The organism is Rheinheimera sp. A13L, from assembly GCF_000217935.1.
Taxonomy (GTDB): Bacteria; Pseudomonadota; Gammaproteobacteria; order Enterobacterales; family Alteromonadaceae; genus Pararheinheimera.
In genome coordinates, this window is the sequence record NZ_AFHI01000033.1 from 1 (window position 1) to 16,204 (window position 16,204).

General features: G+C 46.8%; 12 protein-coding genes, 1 tRNA gene and 1 pseudogene. All 14 read right to left on the bottom strand.

Annotation, left to right across the window (positions count from 1 at the left end; translation table 11 throughout):
• The coding region (locus RHEIN_RS20745) for a GTP-binding protein (RefSeq protein ID WP_008899710.1) at positions 1-130 on the bottom strand (130 nt) is incomplete at its 3' end.
• Between the two features lie 53 nt (positions 131-183).
• On the bottom strand, positions 184-2,298 hold the full coding sequence (gene fusA, locus RHEIN_RS14830) for an elongation factor G (RefSeq protein WP_008899787.1): 2,115 nt from the start codon (positions 2,296-2,298) through the stop codon (positions 184-186).
• 27 nt (positions 2,299-2,325) lie between these two features.
• Entirely contained in the window at positions 2,326-2,796 is a 471-nt protein-coding gene (rpsG, locus tag RHEIN_RS14835) for a 30S ribosomal protein S7 (RefSeq protein WP_008899788.1), read from the bottom strand.
• Between the two features lie 82 nt (positions 2,797-2,878).
• Positions 2,879-3,256, bottom strand: a complete 378-nt coding sequence (gene rpsL, locus RHEIN_RS14840; RefSeq protein ID WP_008899789.1) for a 30S ribosomal protein S12 — start codon at positions 3,254-3,256, stop codon at positions 2,879-2,881.
• Positions 3,257-3,405: 149 nt separating this feature from the next.
• Complete coding sequence (rpoC, locus tag RHEIN_RS14845) at positions 3,406-7,587, bottom strand: DNA-directed RNA polymerase subunit beta' (protein ID WP_008899790.1); 4,182 nt, start codon at positions 7,585-7,587, stop codon at positions 3,406-3,408.
• 79 nt (positions 7,588-7,666) lie between these two features.
• Entirely contained in the window at positions 7,667-11,692 is a 4,026-nt protein-coding gene (rpoB, locus tag RHEIN_RS14850; RefSeq protein WP_008899791.1) for a DNA-directed RNA polymerase subunit beta, read from the bottom strand.
• A gap of 176 nt (positions 11,693-11,868) precedes the next feature.
• Positions 11,869-12,234 (bottom strand): 50S ribosomal protein L7/L12, encoded by a 366-nt coding sequence (gene rplL, locus RHEIN_RS14855; RefSeq protein WP_008899792.1) that lies wholly within the window; start codon positions 12,232-12,234, stop codon positions 11,869-11,871.
• Between the two features lie 75 nt (positions 12,235-12,309).
• Positions 12,310-12,795, bottom strand: coding sequence for a 50S ribosomal protein L10 (gene rplJ / locus RHEIN_RS14860; protein ID WP_008899793.1), 486 nt, complete (start codon positions 12,793-12,795; stop codon positions 12,310-12,312).
• A 307-nt stretch (positions 12,796-13,102) separates the two neighbouring features.
• Entirely contained in the window at positions 13,103-13,804 is a 702-nt protein-coding gene (rplA, locus tag RHEIN_RS14865; RefSeq protein ID WP_008899794.1) for a 50S ribosomal protein L1, read from the bottom strand.
• 3 nt (positions 13,805-13,807) lie between these two features.
• Entirely contained in the window at positions 13,808-14,236 is a 429-nt protein-coding gene (gene rplK, locus RHEIN_RS14870) for a 50S ribosomal protein L11 (RefSeq protein ID WP_008899795.1), read from the bottom strand.
• Between the two features lie 123 nt (positions 14,237-14,359).
• The gene (gene nusG / locus RHEIN_RS14875; RefSeq protein WP_086003576.1) at positions 14,360-14,887 is read right to left on the bottom strand and encodes a transcription termination/antitermination protein NusG; all 528 of its coding nucleotides are present in this window, start codon (positions 14,885-14,887) and stop codon (positions 14,360-14,362) included.
• Positions 14,888-14,902: 15 nt separating this feature from the next.
• Complete coding sequence (gene secE, locus RHEIN_RS14880; protein ID WP_008899797.1) at positions 14,903-15,277, bottom strand: preprotein translocase subunit SecE; 375 nt, start codon at positions 15,275-15,277, stop codon at positions 14,903-14,905.
• Between the two features lie 82 nt (positions 15,278-15,359).
• Positions 15,360-15,436 (bottom strand) — tRNA-Trp (locus RHEIN_RS14885).
• Positions 15,437-15,794: 358 nt separating this feature from the next.
• Positions 15,795-16,204: pseudogene (gene tuf, locus RHEIN_RS14890) on the bottom strand (elongation factor Tu); the annotation flags it as partial.

Here is a 16,204-nt window from a genome sequence, read left to right on the forward strand (position 1 = left end):
CCTGACCACCGTAGTGCTTAGCAAGTACGTTAGTGATAGCAGCAGTTAAAGTAGTTTTACCGTGGTCAACGTGACCGATGGTGCCTACGTTAACGTGCGGTTTATTACGTTCGAATTTAGCCTTAGCCATTTTAATTACCTTCTGTTAAATAGATCCAACTTAAAGTGGACCAAATTAAGTGATTAATCGTTACTACCAGTACTACTACGAGCTGCAATAATTGCTTCAGTCACGTTGTTTGGTGCTTCCATATACTTCAATGGTTCCATTGAATAAGAAGCACGGCCCTGGGTCAATGAACGCATGCTGGTTGCATAACCAAACATTTCGGACAAAGGAACCTGAGCGTCAACGATCTTGATACCACCAGGAGCATCTTCCATACCGTTGATGATACCGCGACGACGGTTTAAGTCACCTACGATGTCACCCATGAAGTCTTCCGGTGTTACCACTTCAACTTTCATGACGGGTTCAAGGATCACTGGCTTAGCTTGCAGTGCGCCTTTTCTGAAGCCCATAGAGGCGGCAACTTTGAACGCCATTTCGTTTGAGTCCACATCGTGGTATGAACCATCGAATACGGTAACTTTCACGTCAATGACCGGGTAACCAGCAAGGATACCGTTTTTCATCTGTTCGATAATGCCTTTGTCGATAGCAGGAATGTATTCTTTTGGAATCACACCACCAACGACAGCGTTAACGAACTCATAGCCTTTGCCTTCTTCCTGAGGTTCGATTTTCAGCCAGCAATGACCAAATTGACCGCGACCACCAGATTGACGAACAAATTTACCTTCAACTTCAGTGCTGGCGCGAATAGTTTCGCGATAAGCGACCTGAGGTTTACCAACGTTAGCTTCCACTTTGAATTCGCGTTTCATACGATCCACGATGATTTCCAAGTGCAGCTCACCCATACCAGAAATAATAGTCTGGCTGGTTTCTTCGTCGGTGTGAACACGGAAAGATGGATCTTCTGCAGCAAGTTTGCTCAGAGCGACACCCATGCGTTCCTGGTCAGCTTTGGTTTTTGGTTCCACTGCAACAGAAATTACCGGCTCCGGGAATTCCATACGTTCCAGCGTAATGATGTGGTCAGGGTCACATAAAGTGTCACCTGTAGTCACATCTTTAAAACCTATACCGGCAGCAATATCACCAGCACGAACTTCTTTGATTTCCTGACGGTCATTGGCATGCATCTGAACGATACGGCCAATACGCTCTTTCTTGTGTTTTACCGGGTTATAAACGCTGTCACCAGAGTTAATCACGCCAGAGTAGCAACGGAAAAAGGTCAATGTGCCAACAAATGGGTCAGTTGCGATTTTAAACGCAAGAGCCGCAAATGGCGCATCGTCATCAGCGTGGCGTAAGCCTTCTGATTCATCTTCGTTAATACCCTTGATCGCTTTGACTTCAGTCGGTGATGGTAAGTATTCAATCACAGCATCAAGCATAGCCTGAACGCCTTTGTTTTTGAATGCAGAACCACAAAGCACAAGAACAACTTCGTTAGAAAGAGTACGTTGACGCAAGGCCGAACGGATTTCGTCTTCAGTCAGCTCACCGCCTTCCAAATAACGTTCCATCAGCTCTTCATTGGCTTCAGCTGCTGCTTCAACCATGTTTGCACGCCACTCTTCACACTCAGCCAGCATATCCGCGGGGATCTCTTCGTACGTGAAGGTCATACCCTGGTCAGCTTCGTTCCAGTTGATTGCTTTCATTTTTAACAAGTCAACCACGCCACGGAAGTTCTCTTCAGAACCAATAGGTAACTGAATAGGCACTATGGTGTGATTCAGACGGTCACGGGCTTGCTTTACAACACGCAGGAAGTTAGCGCCAGTGCGGTCCATCTTGTTAACAAAGATCAAACGTGGAACTTCGTATTTATTTGCCTGACGCCATACTGTTTCGGTCTGAGGCTGAACGCCTGAAGAACCACACAATACGACAACAGCACCATCCAGAACACGCAGGGAACGTTCTACTTCAATAGTGAAGTCAACGTGCCCCGGTGTATCGATGATGTTTACACGATGTTGAGGGAACTGGCCCTGCATACCACGCCAAAAGGTCGTAGTAGCAGCGGAAGTGATAGTGATACCACGTTCCTGCTCCTGTTCCATCCAATCCATCGTGGCGGCGCCGTCATGAACTTCACCGATCTTGTGAGACAAGCCGGTATAGAACAAAACTCGTTCAGTTGTCGTGGTTTTACCCGCGTCAACGTGAGCACAAATACCAATGTTCCGGTAAAGCTCAATAGGAGTTGTACGTGCCACAATCGAATCCTCTTAAAAAGGTCTGTCTTACCAGCGGAAATGCGCGAAAGCTTTGTTCGCTTCAGCCATACGGTGAACGTCTTCACGTTTCTTAACAGCAGAACCTTTATTCTCAACGGCATCCAGCATTTCACCAGCTAAACGCTGGGCCATTGATTTCTCACCACGTTTACGGGCAGCTTCAACCAACCAACGCATAGCTAAAGCGTTACGACGAACCTGACGAACTTCACATGGAACCTGGTAAGTAGAACCACCCACACGGCGTGATTTAACTTCAACAGTAGGACGAATGTTGTCTAATGCAACTTCGAACAGATCCAGCTCTGGTTTTTTAGATTTTGTCGCAGCGATGTCTAATGCGCCGTATACAATTGATTCAGCTGTAGATTTTTTACCGTCGATCATTACGACGTTTACGAACTTGGCAAGTAATTCACTTCCGAACTTAGGATCTGGAAGGATTTTACGTTGACCTATGACGCGTCTTCTTGGCATTCGAAACTCCGATTGCTTCAGGGGATTCCAAAACTTTTAATGAAAAAAGTTACTTAGTTTGGCCTTACTTAACGGAGTTAAGTTATTTGTTCTTAGGCCGCTTGGCGCCGTATTTAGAACGGCCTTGCTTACGATCTTTAACGCCTGCACAGTCTAAAGTGCCGCGTACGGTGTGATAACGCACACCTGGAAGGTCTTTTACCCGGCCGCCACGGATCAGAACAACACTGTGTTCCTGTAAGTTGTGGCCTTCACCGCCGATGTAAGAAGTAACTTCGAATCCGTTAGTTAAACGAACACGGCATACTTTACGTAATGCAGAGTTAGGCTTCTTAGGTGTGGTGGTGTATACGCGGGTACAAACACCACGCTTCTGTGGGCAAGCCTCGAGCGCCGGCACGGTGCTCTTAGAGACCACCTGGCTGCGCGGCTTACGCACTAGCTGGTTGATTGTTGCCATTAAATACTCCTGGTTAATAACTACCTATAAACGTGAAAATTCCGCACCCAAATTTGGGGCTGCGGAATTCTACTGGTCAACCTTTGACCTGTCAAGGAACAAAAAGGGATGGTCATTTGCTGGCGACCATCCCAATCTGCGGCTTCGGCTTATTCGTCGTTGCCAGACAAGTCCATATTCAGAGCATCAGTCAGAGCTTGTTCAGCACTTTCTGCACTCATCGCCGGTTCAGCGACTTCGCCATTGGCGACACGTTGACGCTGACGGATACGGTTTTGGTGATACGCAAAACCAGTACCTGCCGGGATCAAACGGCCGACAATTACGTTTTCTTTCAGGCCACGCAGCTCGTCGAATTTTCCGCCGACTGCAGCTTCTGTTAATACGCGCGTTGTTTCCTGGAACGACGCAGCAGAAATGAAAGAGTCCGTTGACAGTGATGCTTTGGTAATACCTAACAACGACCGCTCGTACTTCGCAGGGATTTTACCTGCTGCTTCCAGTTCAGCGTTTGCAATATTAACGCGTGACACTTCCGCCATTTCACCTTCTAAGAACTCGCTGCTGCCCGGGTGAATGATTAAACATTTACGCAGCATTTGGCGAATAATAGTTTCGATGTGCTTGTCGTTAATTTTAACGCCTTGCAGACGGTATACATCCTGTACTTCGTTCACGATGTAACTGGCTACATGGTGGATACCACGTAAGCGCAGGATATCGTGTGGTGACTCTGGACCTTCGGAGATCACTTCACCTTTCTCGATACGTTCACCTTCAAACACGTTCACCTGACGCCATTTCGGGATCATCTCTTCATGAGAATCACCTTGCTCTGGTGTAATAACCAGACGACGTTTGCCTTTGGTTTCTTTACCGAAGCTGATGACACCAGAGATTTCCGCCAGTATGGCAGGATCTTTTGGCTTACGGGCTTCGAACAAGTCGGCTACGCGTGGCAGACCACCCGTGATGTCGCGTGTTTTCGAGCTTTCTTGTGGAATACGAGCTAATACAGCACCGGCTTTTACATTCGAACCATCAGTCACTTCGATAGTGGTGAAGCTCGGTAAGCGGATTTCCTGTAATGCACCGTCGTCCATTTCTAAAATTAACTTAGGTTCTTTCGCATTGGCCTTGGACAGGTCTTTTACCACAGTACGGGTTAAACCAGTCAGGTCGTCCTGCTGAACTTCAGTGTTGGTATCATCGATATCGCTGTGCGATACCTTGGCACCACGTTCTACGATAATTGGGTGAGAGTGCGGATCCCAGCTTGCGACGATCTGGCCAGAAACGATTTTTGCATTGTCGTCTGTGGCTAAAATAGAACCGTATGGCAGCTTGTAACGCTCTTTCTCACGACCCATGTCGTCGAACACTGTGACTTCGGCTGAACGTGAAGTGATAACAATTTTGTTGTCACTGTTACGTACGAACTTCGCATTGTGTAACTTCAGGATACCTGAGTTCTTCACCTGTACGCTGTTCTCAGCTGATGACCGCGATGCAGCACCACCGATGTGGAATGTACGCATCGTTAACTGTGTACCTGGCTCACCGATGGACTGAGCAGCGATAACGCCTACAGCTTCACCAGCGTTGATGATATGGCCACGGGCCAAATCACGACCATAACACTTGGCACAAACACCAAAGTTGGTCTGACAGGTAATTACAGAACGAACATAGACTTCGTCAATCGAGTTCTTCTCAATCGCATCACACAGCTTCTCGTCTAACATGGTGCCGTCTTCAACCAGCACTTCGCCAGTTGCAGGAACTACCACGTCGCCGATCACAACACGACCTAATACGCGCTCACGCAGACCTTCTACAACGTCACCACCTTCAATCAGCGGCTTCATCATGATGCCTTCTGTTGAGCCACAGTCAGATTCAGTAACCACTAAATCCTGTGCAACGTCAACCAGACGACGAGTCAGGTAACCAGAGTTTGCTGTTTTTAACGCTGTATCCGCCAAACCTTTACGAGCACCGTGAGTAGAGATGAAGTACTGAAGTACGCTCAGACCTTCACGGAAGTTCGCTGTAATTGGCGTTTCGATGATTGAACCATCTGGTTTCGCCATCAGACCACGCATACCGGCTAACTGACGGATCTGAGCTGGTGAGCCCCGTGCGCCAGAGTCGGCCATCATATAAACAGAGTTAAATGACGGTTGAGTGACTGTGTTGCCATCGCGATCTACAACTGACTCTTTCGATAAGTTGTCCATCATCGCCTTAGATAAGGCTTCGTTGGCAGTTGACCAAATGTCGATAACTTTGTTGTACTTTTCACCGGCCGTTACTAAACCTTGTTGGAACTGGTCCTGGATCTCTGCGACTTCAGCTTCTGCAGCAGAAATGATATCAACCTTGGCTGCCGGGATGACCATATCGTCAATACCAACAGAGACACCAGACAACATGGCGTAATGGAAACCTGTGTACATGATCTGATCCGCTAAAATAACGGTATTTTTCAGACCAATACGACGGTAAGAGCCGTTCAGTAAACGTGAAATCTGTTTCTTACCCATAGCCTGGTTGATTGAATCAAAGGCTAAGCCTTCCGGCATGATGGAGTACAGAATGGCACGGCCTACTGTAGTGTCGCGTACACGAGTATCTGAAGAACGGGTGCCGTCTTCGGCAATAGTCACTTCAGTGATACGTACTTTGACACGGGCGTGTAAGCTGGCAACACCGGCACGGAATGCTTTTTCAGCTTCCTTGGCATGTTTGAAGATCATGCCTTCGCCTTTAGCGTTTACCGCGTCACGCGTCATGTAATACAGACCCAATACAACGTCCTGTGAAGGAACTATGATGGGTTCACCGTTGGCTGGCGACAGAACGTTGTTCGTCGACATCATCAGCGCACGGGCTTCTAACTGAGCTTCAATGGTCAGAGGCACGTGAACGGCCATCTGGTCACCGTCGAAGTCGGCGTTGTATGCAGCACACACCAATGGGTGTAACTGGATAGCCTTACCTTCGATCAGTACAGGTTCGAATGCCTGAATACCTAAACGGTGAAGTGTAGGAGCACGGTTTAACAGTACCGGGTGTTCACGGATCACATCGTCCAGAACGTCCCATACAGCGCCTTCTTCACGTTCAACCATCTTTTTAGCCGCTTTAATAGTAGTGGCTAAACCGCGGGCTTCTAACTTACCGTAGATGAAAGGCTTGAATAACTCTAAAGCCATTTTCTTTGGTAAACCGCACTGATGCAGACGTAAAGTAGGACCTACTGTGATTACAGAACGGCCTGAGTAGTCAACACGCTTACCTAACAAGTTCTGACGGAAACGACCTTGTTTACCTTTGATCATATCGGCCAAAGATTTCAGAGGACGCTTGTTCGAACCCGTGATAGCGCGACCGCGACGACCGTTGTCTAACAACGCATCCACAGCTTCCTGCAACATACGCTTTTCGTTACGTACGATGATATCAGGAGCTGACAGGTCTAAAAGACGCTTCAGACGGTTGTTACGGTTGATCACACGGCGGTATAAATCGTTCAGATCAGAAGTGGCAAAACGGCCACCGTCTAATGGAACTAAAGGACGCAGATCTGGTGGCAGTACTGGCAGTACTGTCATGATCATCCACTCTGGCTTGTTACCAGAAGTGTGGAATGCTTCCATCAGTTTCAGACGTTTGCTGATTTTCTTGCGCTTTGTCTCTGAGTTGATAGTTGGCAACTCTTCACGCATTTGTTTGATTTCCGTCGCAAGTTCAATGCCACGTAAAATGTCCAGAATTGCTTCTGCACCCATTTTGGCTTCAAACTCATCGCCGTGCTCTTCCAGCACGTCCAGATATTCTTCTTCAGTCAGCATCTGACGACGCTCTAAAGAAGTCATGCCTGGTTCGGTCACAACATAAGATTCAAAATACAGTACACGTTCGATATCACGTAATGTCATATCTAACAGCAAACCAATACGGCTTGGCAGTGATTTCAGGAACCAAATGTGGGCTGTTGGGCTGGCCAGTTCAATGTGACCCATACGCTCACGACGTACTTTAGTCAGAGTGACTTCAACACCACATTTTTCACAGATCACACCACGGTGCTTTAAGCGTTTGTATTTACCACACAGACACTCATAGTCTTTTACCGGGCCAAAAATCCGTGCACAAAACAAACCATCGCGCTCTGGCTTGAAGGTACGGTAGTTGATCGTCTCAGGCTTTTTCACTTCACCAAAAGACCATGAACGGATCATGTCTGGTGAAGAAAGGCCGATACGGATCACATCGAACTCTTCAGTTTTAGTTTGTTGTTTCAGAAACTTTAATAAGTCTTTCACCTTTGCTCTCCTGTAAGAGGTTAACCAGCAAGGGGCGGCGTACCGCCCCGGACAATTCGATTAGTTTTCCTAACCGGGGTTATTCCTCTTCCAATTCGATGTTGATACCGAGTGAACGGATCTCTTTCATCAATACGTTGAAAGATTCTGGCATGCCTGGTTCCATGCGGTGGTCGCCATCCACGATGTTTTTATACATCTTGGTACGGCCATTCACGTCATCAGACTTGACTGTTAACATCTCTTGCAGCGTGTATGCTGCGCCGTATGCTTCCAGAGCCCACACTTCCATCTCACCGAAACGCTGACCACCAAACTGAGCTTTACCGCCCAATGGTTGTTGAGTAACCAGACTGTACGAACCAGTAGAACGGGCGTGCATCTTGTCGTCAACCAAGTGGTTCAGTTTCAGCATGTACATGTAGCCAACAGTAACCTTACGTTCGAAGGTATTGCCGGTACGACCATCGTACAATGTGATCTGACCGCTGGTCGGTAAGTCACCTAAAGTTAACAGCTCTTTGATTTCGCTTTCTTTGGCGCCATCAAACACTGGAGTAGCTACAGGTAAACCTTTACGCAGGTTTTCTGCTAAACGACGCACTTCGTCATCTGTGAAGCTGGCGATATCAACGTTTTGACGTGACTCGCCCAGCTCGTAGACCTTTTTCAGGAAGGCACGGATTTCCGCAACTTCTTTCTGGTCTTTGATCATGCCGTCAATCTTGTCACCTATACCACGGGCCGCTAAGCCTAAGTGAGTTTCAAGGATCTGACCGATGTTCATACGAGACGGTACACCCAGCGGGTTCAGTACGATATCAACCGGCTGACCTTTTTCGTCATATGGCATGTCTTCAACTGGAACAATGGTAGAAACCACACCCTTGTTACCGTGACGACCGGCCATCTTGTCACCAGGCTGGATACGACGTTTCACAGCTAAGTACACTTTAACAATCTTCAGAACGCCTGGAGCTAAATCGTCACCCTGAACAATCTTGCGACGTTTGGCTTCGAATTTCTTATCGTATTCAATACGGATTTCTTCGTACTGAGCCGCTAATTGTTCCAGATCGTTTTGCTTATCTTCATCAGCCAGGCTGTAGCCTAACAACGCATCACCACGTAAGCCGTTCAGCTTAGTGCGGTCAACGCCTGTGCTTTCAACCAGATTGCGGGCACGTGAGAAGATACCTTCTTCAAGGATACGGAATTCTTCATTCAGGTCTTTCTTCGCCTGTTTGACTTCCATTTCTTCGATTTCACGGGCACGTTTGTCTTTTTCAACGCCATCACGGGTGAAGACCTGAACGTCGATAACTGTACCAGTTACAGAGTTAGGCACACGTAATGAGCTGTCTTTTACGTCAGAAGCTTTTTCACCGAAGATAGCGCGTAACAGTTTTTCTTCCGGAGTCAGCTGGCTTTCACCTTTAGGTGTCACCTTACCTACCAGAATGTCGCCGCCTTTCACTTCAGCACCAATGTAAACGATACCGGCTTCGTCCAGCTTAGATAAAGCAGACTCACCTACGTTTGGAATATCGGCAGTGATTTCTTCAGGCCCTAACTTGGTATCACGAGCGATACAGCTCAGTTCCTGAATGTGAATAGTAGTTAAGCGATCTTCCTGTACTAAACGCTCGGATAACAAGATCGAATCTTCGAAGTTGTAACCGTTCCACGGCATGAATGCCACGCGTAAGTTTTGACCTAAAGCCAGTTCACCTAAGTCCGTAGACGGACCATCGGCCAGTACGTCACCACGTTCAATCGGCTCACCATGGTTTACACATGGACGCTGGTTGATACAGGTGTTCTGGTTAGAACGGGTGTATTTAGTCAGGTTGTAGATGTCGATACCGGCTTCACCGGCCACCATTTCTTCTTCGTGTACTTTAATTACGATACGGCTGGCGTCGACATAGTCAACAGTACCACCACGTTTCGCAACAACAGTTACACCAGAGTCTTTGGCTACAACACGTTCTACACCAGTACCTACTAACGGCTTATCAGCACGTAATGTAGGAACGGCCTGACGTTGCATGTTTGAACCCATTAATGCACGGTTAGCGTCATCGTGTTCCAGGAACGGGATCAGAGCAGCAGCAACAGATACGATCTGCTGTGGTGCAACGTCCATATACTGAACCTTATCGGCCGGCATTAAGGTGAATTCGTTTTTGTAACGGCACGGTACTAAATCTTCAACCAAACGGTTTTCTGCGCTTAACTCGGCGTTCGCCTGAGCGATAACAAAGTTACCTTCTTCAATCGCAGATAAGAAATCGACTTCGTCAGTCACAATACCATCTTCAATGCGACGGTAAGGTGTTTCGAGGAAACCGTATTCGTTGGTTTGAGCAAACATAGACAGCGAGTTGATCAAACCGATGTTTGGACCTTCTGGCGTCTCGATTGGACAAACACGACCGTAGTGTGTTGGGTGAACGTCACGTACTTCGAAGCCTGCGCGCTCACGGGTCAAACCGCCCGGGCCTAACGCAGAAATACGACGTTTGTGCGTTACTTCTGATAGTGGGTTGTTCTGGTCCATAAACTGAGACAGCTGGCTTGAACCAAAGAACTCTTTCACCGCAGCAGAAATAGGCTTAGCGTTGATCAGATCCTGTGGCATCACAGCGTCCAGATCACCTAATGACAGGCGCTCTTTTACTGCACGTTCCACACGAACTAAACCAACACGGAATTGGTTTTCAGCCATTTCACCCACAGAACGGATACGTCTGTTACCTAAGTGGTCGATATCGTCCACTTCGCCTTTACCGTTACGAATGTCGATTAAGACCTTCATAACAGCCAGGATATCGTCTTTGGATAAAACGCCTACGCCTTTACCTTCTTCGAAGTTAACACGACGGTTAAACTTCATACGACCTACAGTAGATAAGTCATAACGGTCTTCAGAGAAGAACAGGTTTTCAAATAAAGTTTCAGCAGCTTCACGCGTTGGTGGCTCGCCTGGACGCATCATACGGTAGATTTCTACCAATGCTTCCATGCGGTTGCTGCTTGGATCGATCCGGATGGTTTCAGAAATATATGAACCTTGGTCCAAATCGTTAATGTAAAGAGTTTCGAAACTTTCGTAGCCCGCTTTTGCTAGTTTTGCTAACAGCTCCAGTGTGAGCTCTGCGTTCGCCTCGGCAATAATCTCTCCGGTTGAACGGTCAGCGTAATTTTTTGATAAAACGCGGCCTACGACATATTCATGTGGAACTTCCATCAGTGTCATGCCAGTTTTTTCTAACTGACGCACATGACGGGCAGTAATACGACGACCAGCTTCTACGATCACTTCGCCATCGTTGTCTTTGATATCAAAAGCAGCTGTTTCACCACGTAAGCGGTTTGCCACCACTTCCATCAACAGTTTGCCGTCTTTAATTTCAAAACGGGTGCTTTCGAAGAAAGTACTTAAAATTTCTTCAGTACTTAAGCTCAGCGCACGTAATAAAATAGTGGCTGGCAATTTGCGGCGACGATCGATACGCACGAACAGGTTATCTTTGGCATCGAACTCAAAGTCTAACCATGAACCACGGTAAGGGATCACGCGAGCATTGTATAAAACCTTGCCTGAGGAGTGAGTCTTGCCACGGTCGTGGTCAAAGAATACGCCCGGGCTACGGTGCAGCTGAGAAACGATAACACGTTCAGTACCATTGATTACAAAAGTACCGTTTTCAGTCATCAACGGGATTTCGCCCATATAGACTTCTTGTTCACGGATATCTTTGATTGTACCTGGTACTTCTTTATCAAATAACACCATGCGCAGTTTGACACGCAGCGGAGCTGAGTAAGTCACACCACGAATTTGGCACTCTTTGACGTCAAAAACCGGCTCGCCAATGCGGTAGCTGACATATTGCAGCTCGGCACTACCTGAGTAGCTTTTAATTGGGAATACAGAACGGAATGCAGCTTCTAAGCCGTATCCACCTTCTGGATCAGGTTCGATAAATTTGCTGAACGATTCAATTTGAATCGACAACAGATATGGCACATCCAGCACTTGTGGACGTTTGCCGAAGTCCTTACGGATACGTTTCTTTTCAGAATAAGAGTAAGTCATGGGGTTCCTCAGCTAGCTGATTTTTTACCCTACCTACCCTCTAGGGGCGGCTTGAATGTCGCCGACATGGCAACATTAGGGTGGGGAAAATCAATGTCCCACAGCGCAAAAAGGCCGGTGGTTATTTCACCACCAGCCTAGCCTGAAATCAGGCGTATAATCTAGAAAAATCTAGATTATTTAACTTCAACAGTAGCACCAGCTTCTTCTAACTCTTTCTTCAGAGCTTCAGCTTCGGCTTTAGAAACTGCTTCTTTAATTGCAGCTGGAGCAGCTTCAACTAAATCTTTAGCTTCTTTCAGGCCTAAACCAGTAGCGCCGCGAACAGCTTTGATTACTGATACTTTGTTAGCGCCAACAGCTGCCAGAATTACGTTGAATTCTGTTTGTTCTTCAACAGCAGCAGCTGGACCAGCAGCAACTGCAACAGCAGCAGCAGCAGAAACGCCGAATTTTTCTTCCATAGCGCTAACTAATTCTACAACTTCCATTACAGACATTGCAGCGATAGCATCTAAGATTTGATCTTTAGTAACTGACATTGCTCAGATTCCTAAATTAAGGGGACGTATCCCGTATTAAACTTTAATTCCAAACAAAACGTAAAATTACGTTGTTTAGGCTTGTTTTTGGTCGCGAACTGCGGCGATGGTACGTACCAATTTGCCGGCTGCTGCTTCTTTCATAGTGCTCATTAAACGTGCAATAGCTTCGTTGTATGTTGGCAACGATGCTAAAACGTCAATGCTTACTGTGGCGCCATTGAAGGCTGCGCCTTTCAGCTCAAACTTAGCATTGTCTTTCGCGAAATCTTTGAAGATACGCGCTGCAGCACCTGGGTGCTCTTTAGAGAATGCAATCAGTGTTGGGCCAACGAACGCGTTGCTTAAACACTCGAACTCGGTGCCAGCTACTGCACGGCGTACCAGCGTATTACGGACAACTTTCATCCATACGCCAGCTTCACGGGCCTGCTTACGCAGATCAGTGATTTTGCCTACAGTAACACCGCGAGCGTCTGCAACTACCGCAGATAAAGCACCTATGGCAGCTTCCTGAACTTCAGCAACGATCGCTTTTTTGTCATCAAGCTTAATAGCCATTGGCTCTTAACTCCTGGTTCTTCCAGACGGTATTGTCTGGTTGCCTACACAACGTTAAGCAGTAAAAAATACTGTTTAACGCGCGATTTACGGTGAGAGCCAGATTGATAGGAATCTTTCTGGGGCTAACACCGTCTGCGTAGGTTGTGCTTTTAAGCCACGCCTTTTAAAAAAATTTGCGGCACCTACGGTCTTGGACGGAAGCCGAAAACTTTGTAAACAAAGCCCGGCTTCTACCCGAATTTTTGAGCGCGAGATTATAAAATAACCACGCGCTCCTGTAAAGCAGCTATTTCAGAGGACTGAATTAGATTTTGGCGTCTAAAGAAGCCTGGTCTAAAACGATACCTGCGCCGTGAGTAGTAGAAATGGTCACTTTCTTGATGAAAACGCCTTTTGCTACAGATGGCTTAGCACGCTTTAATGCAACTAACAGAGACTCGATGTTCTCTTTCAGTTTGTCAGTGTCGAAGTTAACCTTACCAACTGTAGAATGGATGATACCATTCTTGTCGTTACGGTAACGAACCTGACCAGCTTTAGCGTTTTTCACTGCTTCAGCAACGTTTGGAGTCACTGTGCCAGTTTTAGGGTTAGGCATTAAACCACGTGGGCCTAAGATCTGACCTAACATACCAACAACACGCATTGCGTCTGGAGAAGCGATAACAACATCAAAGTTCATCTCGCCTTTCTTAACTAATTCAGCTAAGTCTTCCATACCCACGATGTCAGCGCCTGCAGCTTTAGCAGCTTCAGCGTTAGCACCCTGAGTGAACACAGCAACACGTACAGTGCGGCCGGTACCGTGTGGTAACACAGTAGCGCCACGAACGTTTTGATCTGACTTACGTGCGTCGATACCCAGGTTGATGGCAACATCAACTGATTCAACGAACTTGCCAGCTGTTAATTCTTTTAATAACGCAACTGCGTCATTGATCGCGTATTCACGAGTAGAATCTACTTTTGAACGGATTAATTTAGCACGCTTTGATAATTTAGCCATTGATTAACCCTCCACCACTAAGCCCATTGAACGGGCAGTACCAGCAATAGTGCTCAGTGCTGCTTCGTCAGTACCCGCTGTTAAATCAGCACGTTTGATCTTAACGATCTCTTCCAGCTGAGCAACAGTTACTTTACCCACTTTCTGGGTATTAGGACGGCCTGAACCACCTTTTAAACCAGCTGCTTTCAATAATAAGAAAGAAGCAGGTGGGGTGCGGGTTTCAAATGTAAATGAGCGGTCGCTGTATACAGTGATCACTACTGGAATAGGCATGCCTTTTTCCAGTGACTCTGTACGGGCGTTGAAGCCTTTACAGAATTCCATGATGTTCACACCGTGTTGACCCAATGCTGGACCAACTGGTGGCGACGGGTTTGCCATACCAGCTTTAACTTGTAATTTTACAAGTGCCGTGACTTTCTTTGCCATGTTTCACCTCAATTTAGGGTATGCGCCTCGTAAGTGCGAGGACACTTACTCAAACGGCTCCCCTGACGTTAAAAAAGGCCGCGATTATATTTTAATCAGCGGCCCGTTACAAACTATTTCTGCTTAGGCTTTTTCGACCTGGCCAAATTCCAGTTCAACAGGAGTAGAACGACCGAAAATCAACACGGACACCTTCACGCGGCTTTTCTCGTAATCTACTTCTTCTACTACGCCGTTAAAGTCAGCAAATGGACCTTCAGTCACACGTACCACTTCACCTGCTTCAAACAGAGTCTTAGGCTTCGGCTTATCAGCGTTGTCCTGCAGACGGTTCAGAATAGTGTCAGCTTCTTTCTGGCTGATAGGTGCCGGACGGTCTGAAGTACCACCGATAAAACCTAATACACGTGGCACGCTTTTCACTAAGTGCCATGCTTCTTCACACATTTCCATCTGCACTAAAACGTAGCCAGGGAAAAATTTGCGTTCAGACTTACGTTTCTGACCAGCGCGCATTTCAACAACTTCTTCAGTTGGAACCAGCACTTCGCCAAACTTGTCTTCCATTTGTTGGATCTTGATATGCTCACGCAATGAAGTCGCTACGCGCTGTTCAAAACCCGAAAAAGCCTGAACTACATACCAACGCATTTTTCCTGACATAACTTAGATCCCCAGACCTGTGATAAATGATACAAGGCTTAATAAAATTGAATCTAAGCCCCAAAGTAATAATGCAACAATCAAGGTTGCAACCATTACAATAATAGTGGTTTGCATTGTTTCCTGACGGGTTGGCCATACAACTTTGCGAACTTCAGTTCTGGCTTCTTTCGCAAACTCAATAAATGCAGAGCCCTTGCTGGTTTTGGCTGCAATAAAAGCCGCCAAACCGACTAAAACCACTATGCTTGCAGCTTTTTCAACTGCAGAAAACTCATATATATAGTTTGCTGCGACCATCAGGGTCAGCAGAACTAAGACGCCCAGCCATTTCACTAAATCTAAGCCGCCTTTTGGGGTTTCACTCGTTGCATTCATGCTTTAACTCACTTTCCCATGGCTTGTTGGTACAAGCTACTACTTCGACTAACGTGCAAAACACCTTAGCGCCTAATATAAGTGGCAGGGGCGGAGGGATTCGAACCCCCAACCATCGGTTTTGGAGACCGCTGTTCTACCAATTGGAACTACGCCCCTACAGAAAATTGCATCAACCGCTAAAGCAGTCCCGCAAAAATAGCCGCTCATTATACTGTCTTAGACGACTAAAACAAGATAAGGATCCGACTTGAAACTATTTAATCAGAGTTAGCTGTGCAGAACTCAAGCCTGTTGTTGTTAATTTTCCGGCTAAAGCTAACAAAGCATCATCATTAAATACTACCTATATAGCCAAAGTAATTGGAGTTGCAGGGAGGCGGCAAGTGATTGAGACGCCAGGAGCATAGTTTCCTATGTGACTGGTGCGAAACCACGCAGCCAACAAAGCTGCAGCTTCAAGTAAGAAGGCTATATAAAAAAGGGCCCCTTTGGAGCCCTTTTCAAGTTCTGGTAATTACGCCAGTACTTTAGATACTACACCAGCACCTACTGTGCGGCCACCTTCACGGATTGCGAAGCGTAAACCTTCGTCCATCGCGATTGGGTTGATCAGTTCAACAACAAACTTCAGGTTGTCGCCTGGCATTACCATCTCTACGCCTTCTGGCAGTTCTACTGAACCAGTTACGTCTGTGGTACGGAAGTAGAACTGTGGACGGTAACCTTTGAAGAATGGAGTATGACGACCACCTTCTTCTTTAGATAATACGTACACTTCGCCTTCGAACTTAGTGTGTGGCTTGATTGAACCTGGCTTCGCTAATACCTGACCACGTTCTACGTCTTCACGCTTAGTACCACGTAACAACGCACCGATGTTCTCGCCTGCACGACCTTCGTCTAACAGTTTACGGAACATTTCTA

Bases quoted from the DNA above. Each gene is read 5' to 3' on its own strand.
- rpsG (WP_008899788.1), bottom strand. From the start codon at position 2,796: ATGCCAAGAAGACGCGTCATAGGTCAACGTAAAATCCTTCCAGATCCT.
- rpsL (WP_008899789.1), bottom strand. From the start codon at position 3,256: ATGGCAACAATCAACCAGCTAGTGCGTAAGCCGCGCAGCCAGGTGGTC.
- rpoB (WP_008899791.1), bottom strand. From the start codon at position 11,692: ATGACTTACTCTTATTCTGAAAAGAAACGTATCCGTAAGGACTTCGGC.
- rplL (WP_008899792.1), bottom strand. From the start codon at position 12,234: ATGTCAGTTACTAAAGATCAAATCTTAGATGCTATCGCTGCAATGTCT.
- rplJ (WP_008899793.1), bottom strand. From the start codon at position 12,795: ATGGCTATTAAGCTTGATGACAAAAAAGCGATCGTTGCTGAAGTTCAG.
- rplA (WP_008899794.1), bottom strand. From the start codon at position 13,804: ATGGCTAAATTATCAAAGCGTGCTAAATTAATCCGTTCAAAAGTAGAT.
- rplK (WP_008899795.1), bottom strand. From the start codon at position 14,236: ATGGCAAAGAAAGTCACGGCACTTGTAAAATTACAAGTTAAAGCTGGT.
- nusG (WP_086003576.1), bottom strand. From the start codon at position 14,887: ATGCGTTGGTATGTAGTTCAGGCTTTTTCGGGTTTTGAACAGCGCGTA.
- secE (WP_008899797.1), bottom strand. From the start codon at position 15,277: ATGAATGCAACGAGTGAAACCCCAAAAGGCGGCTTAGATTTAGTGAAA.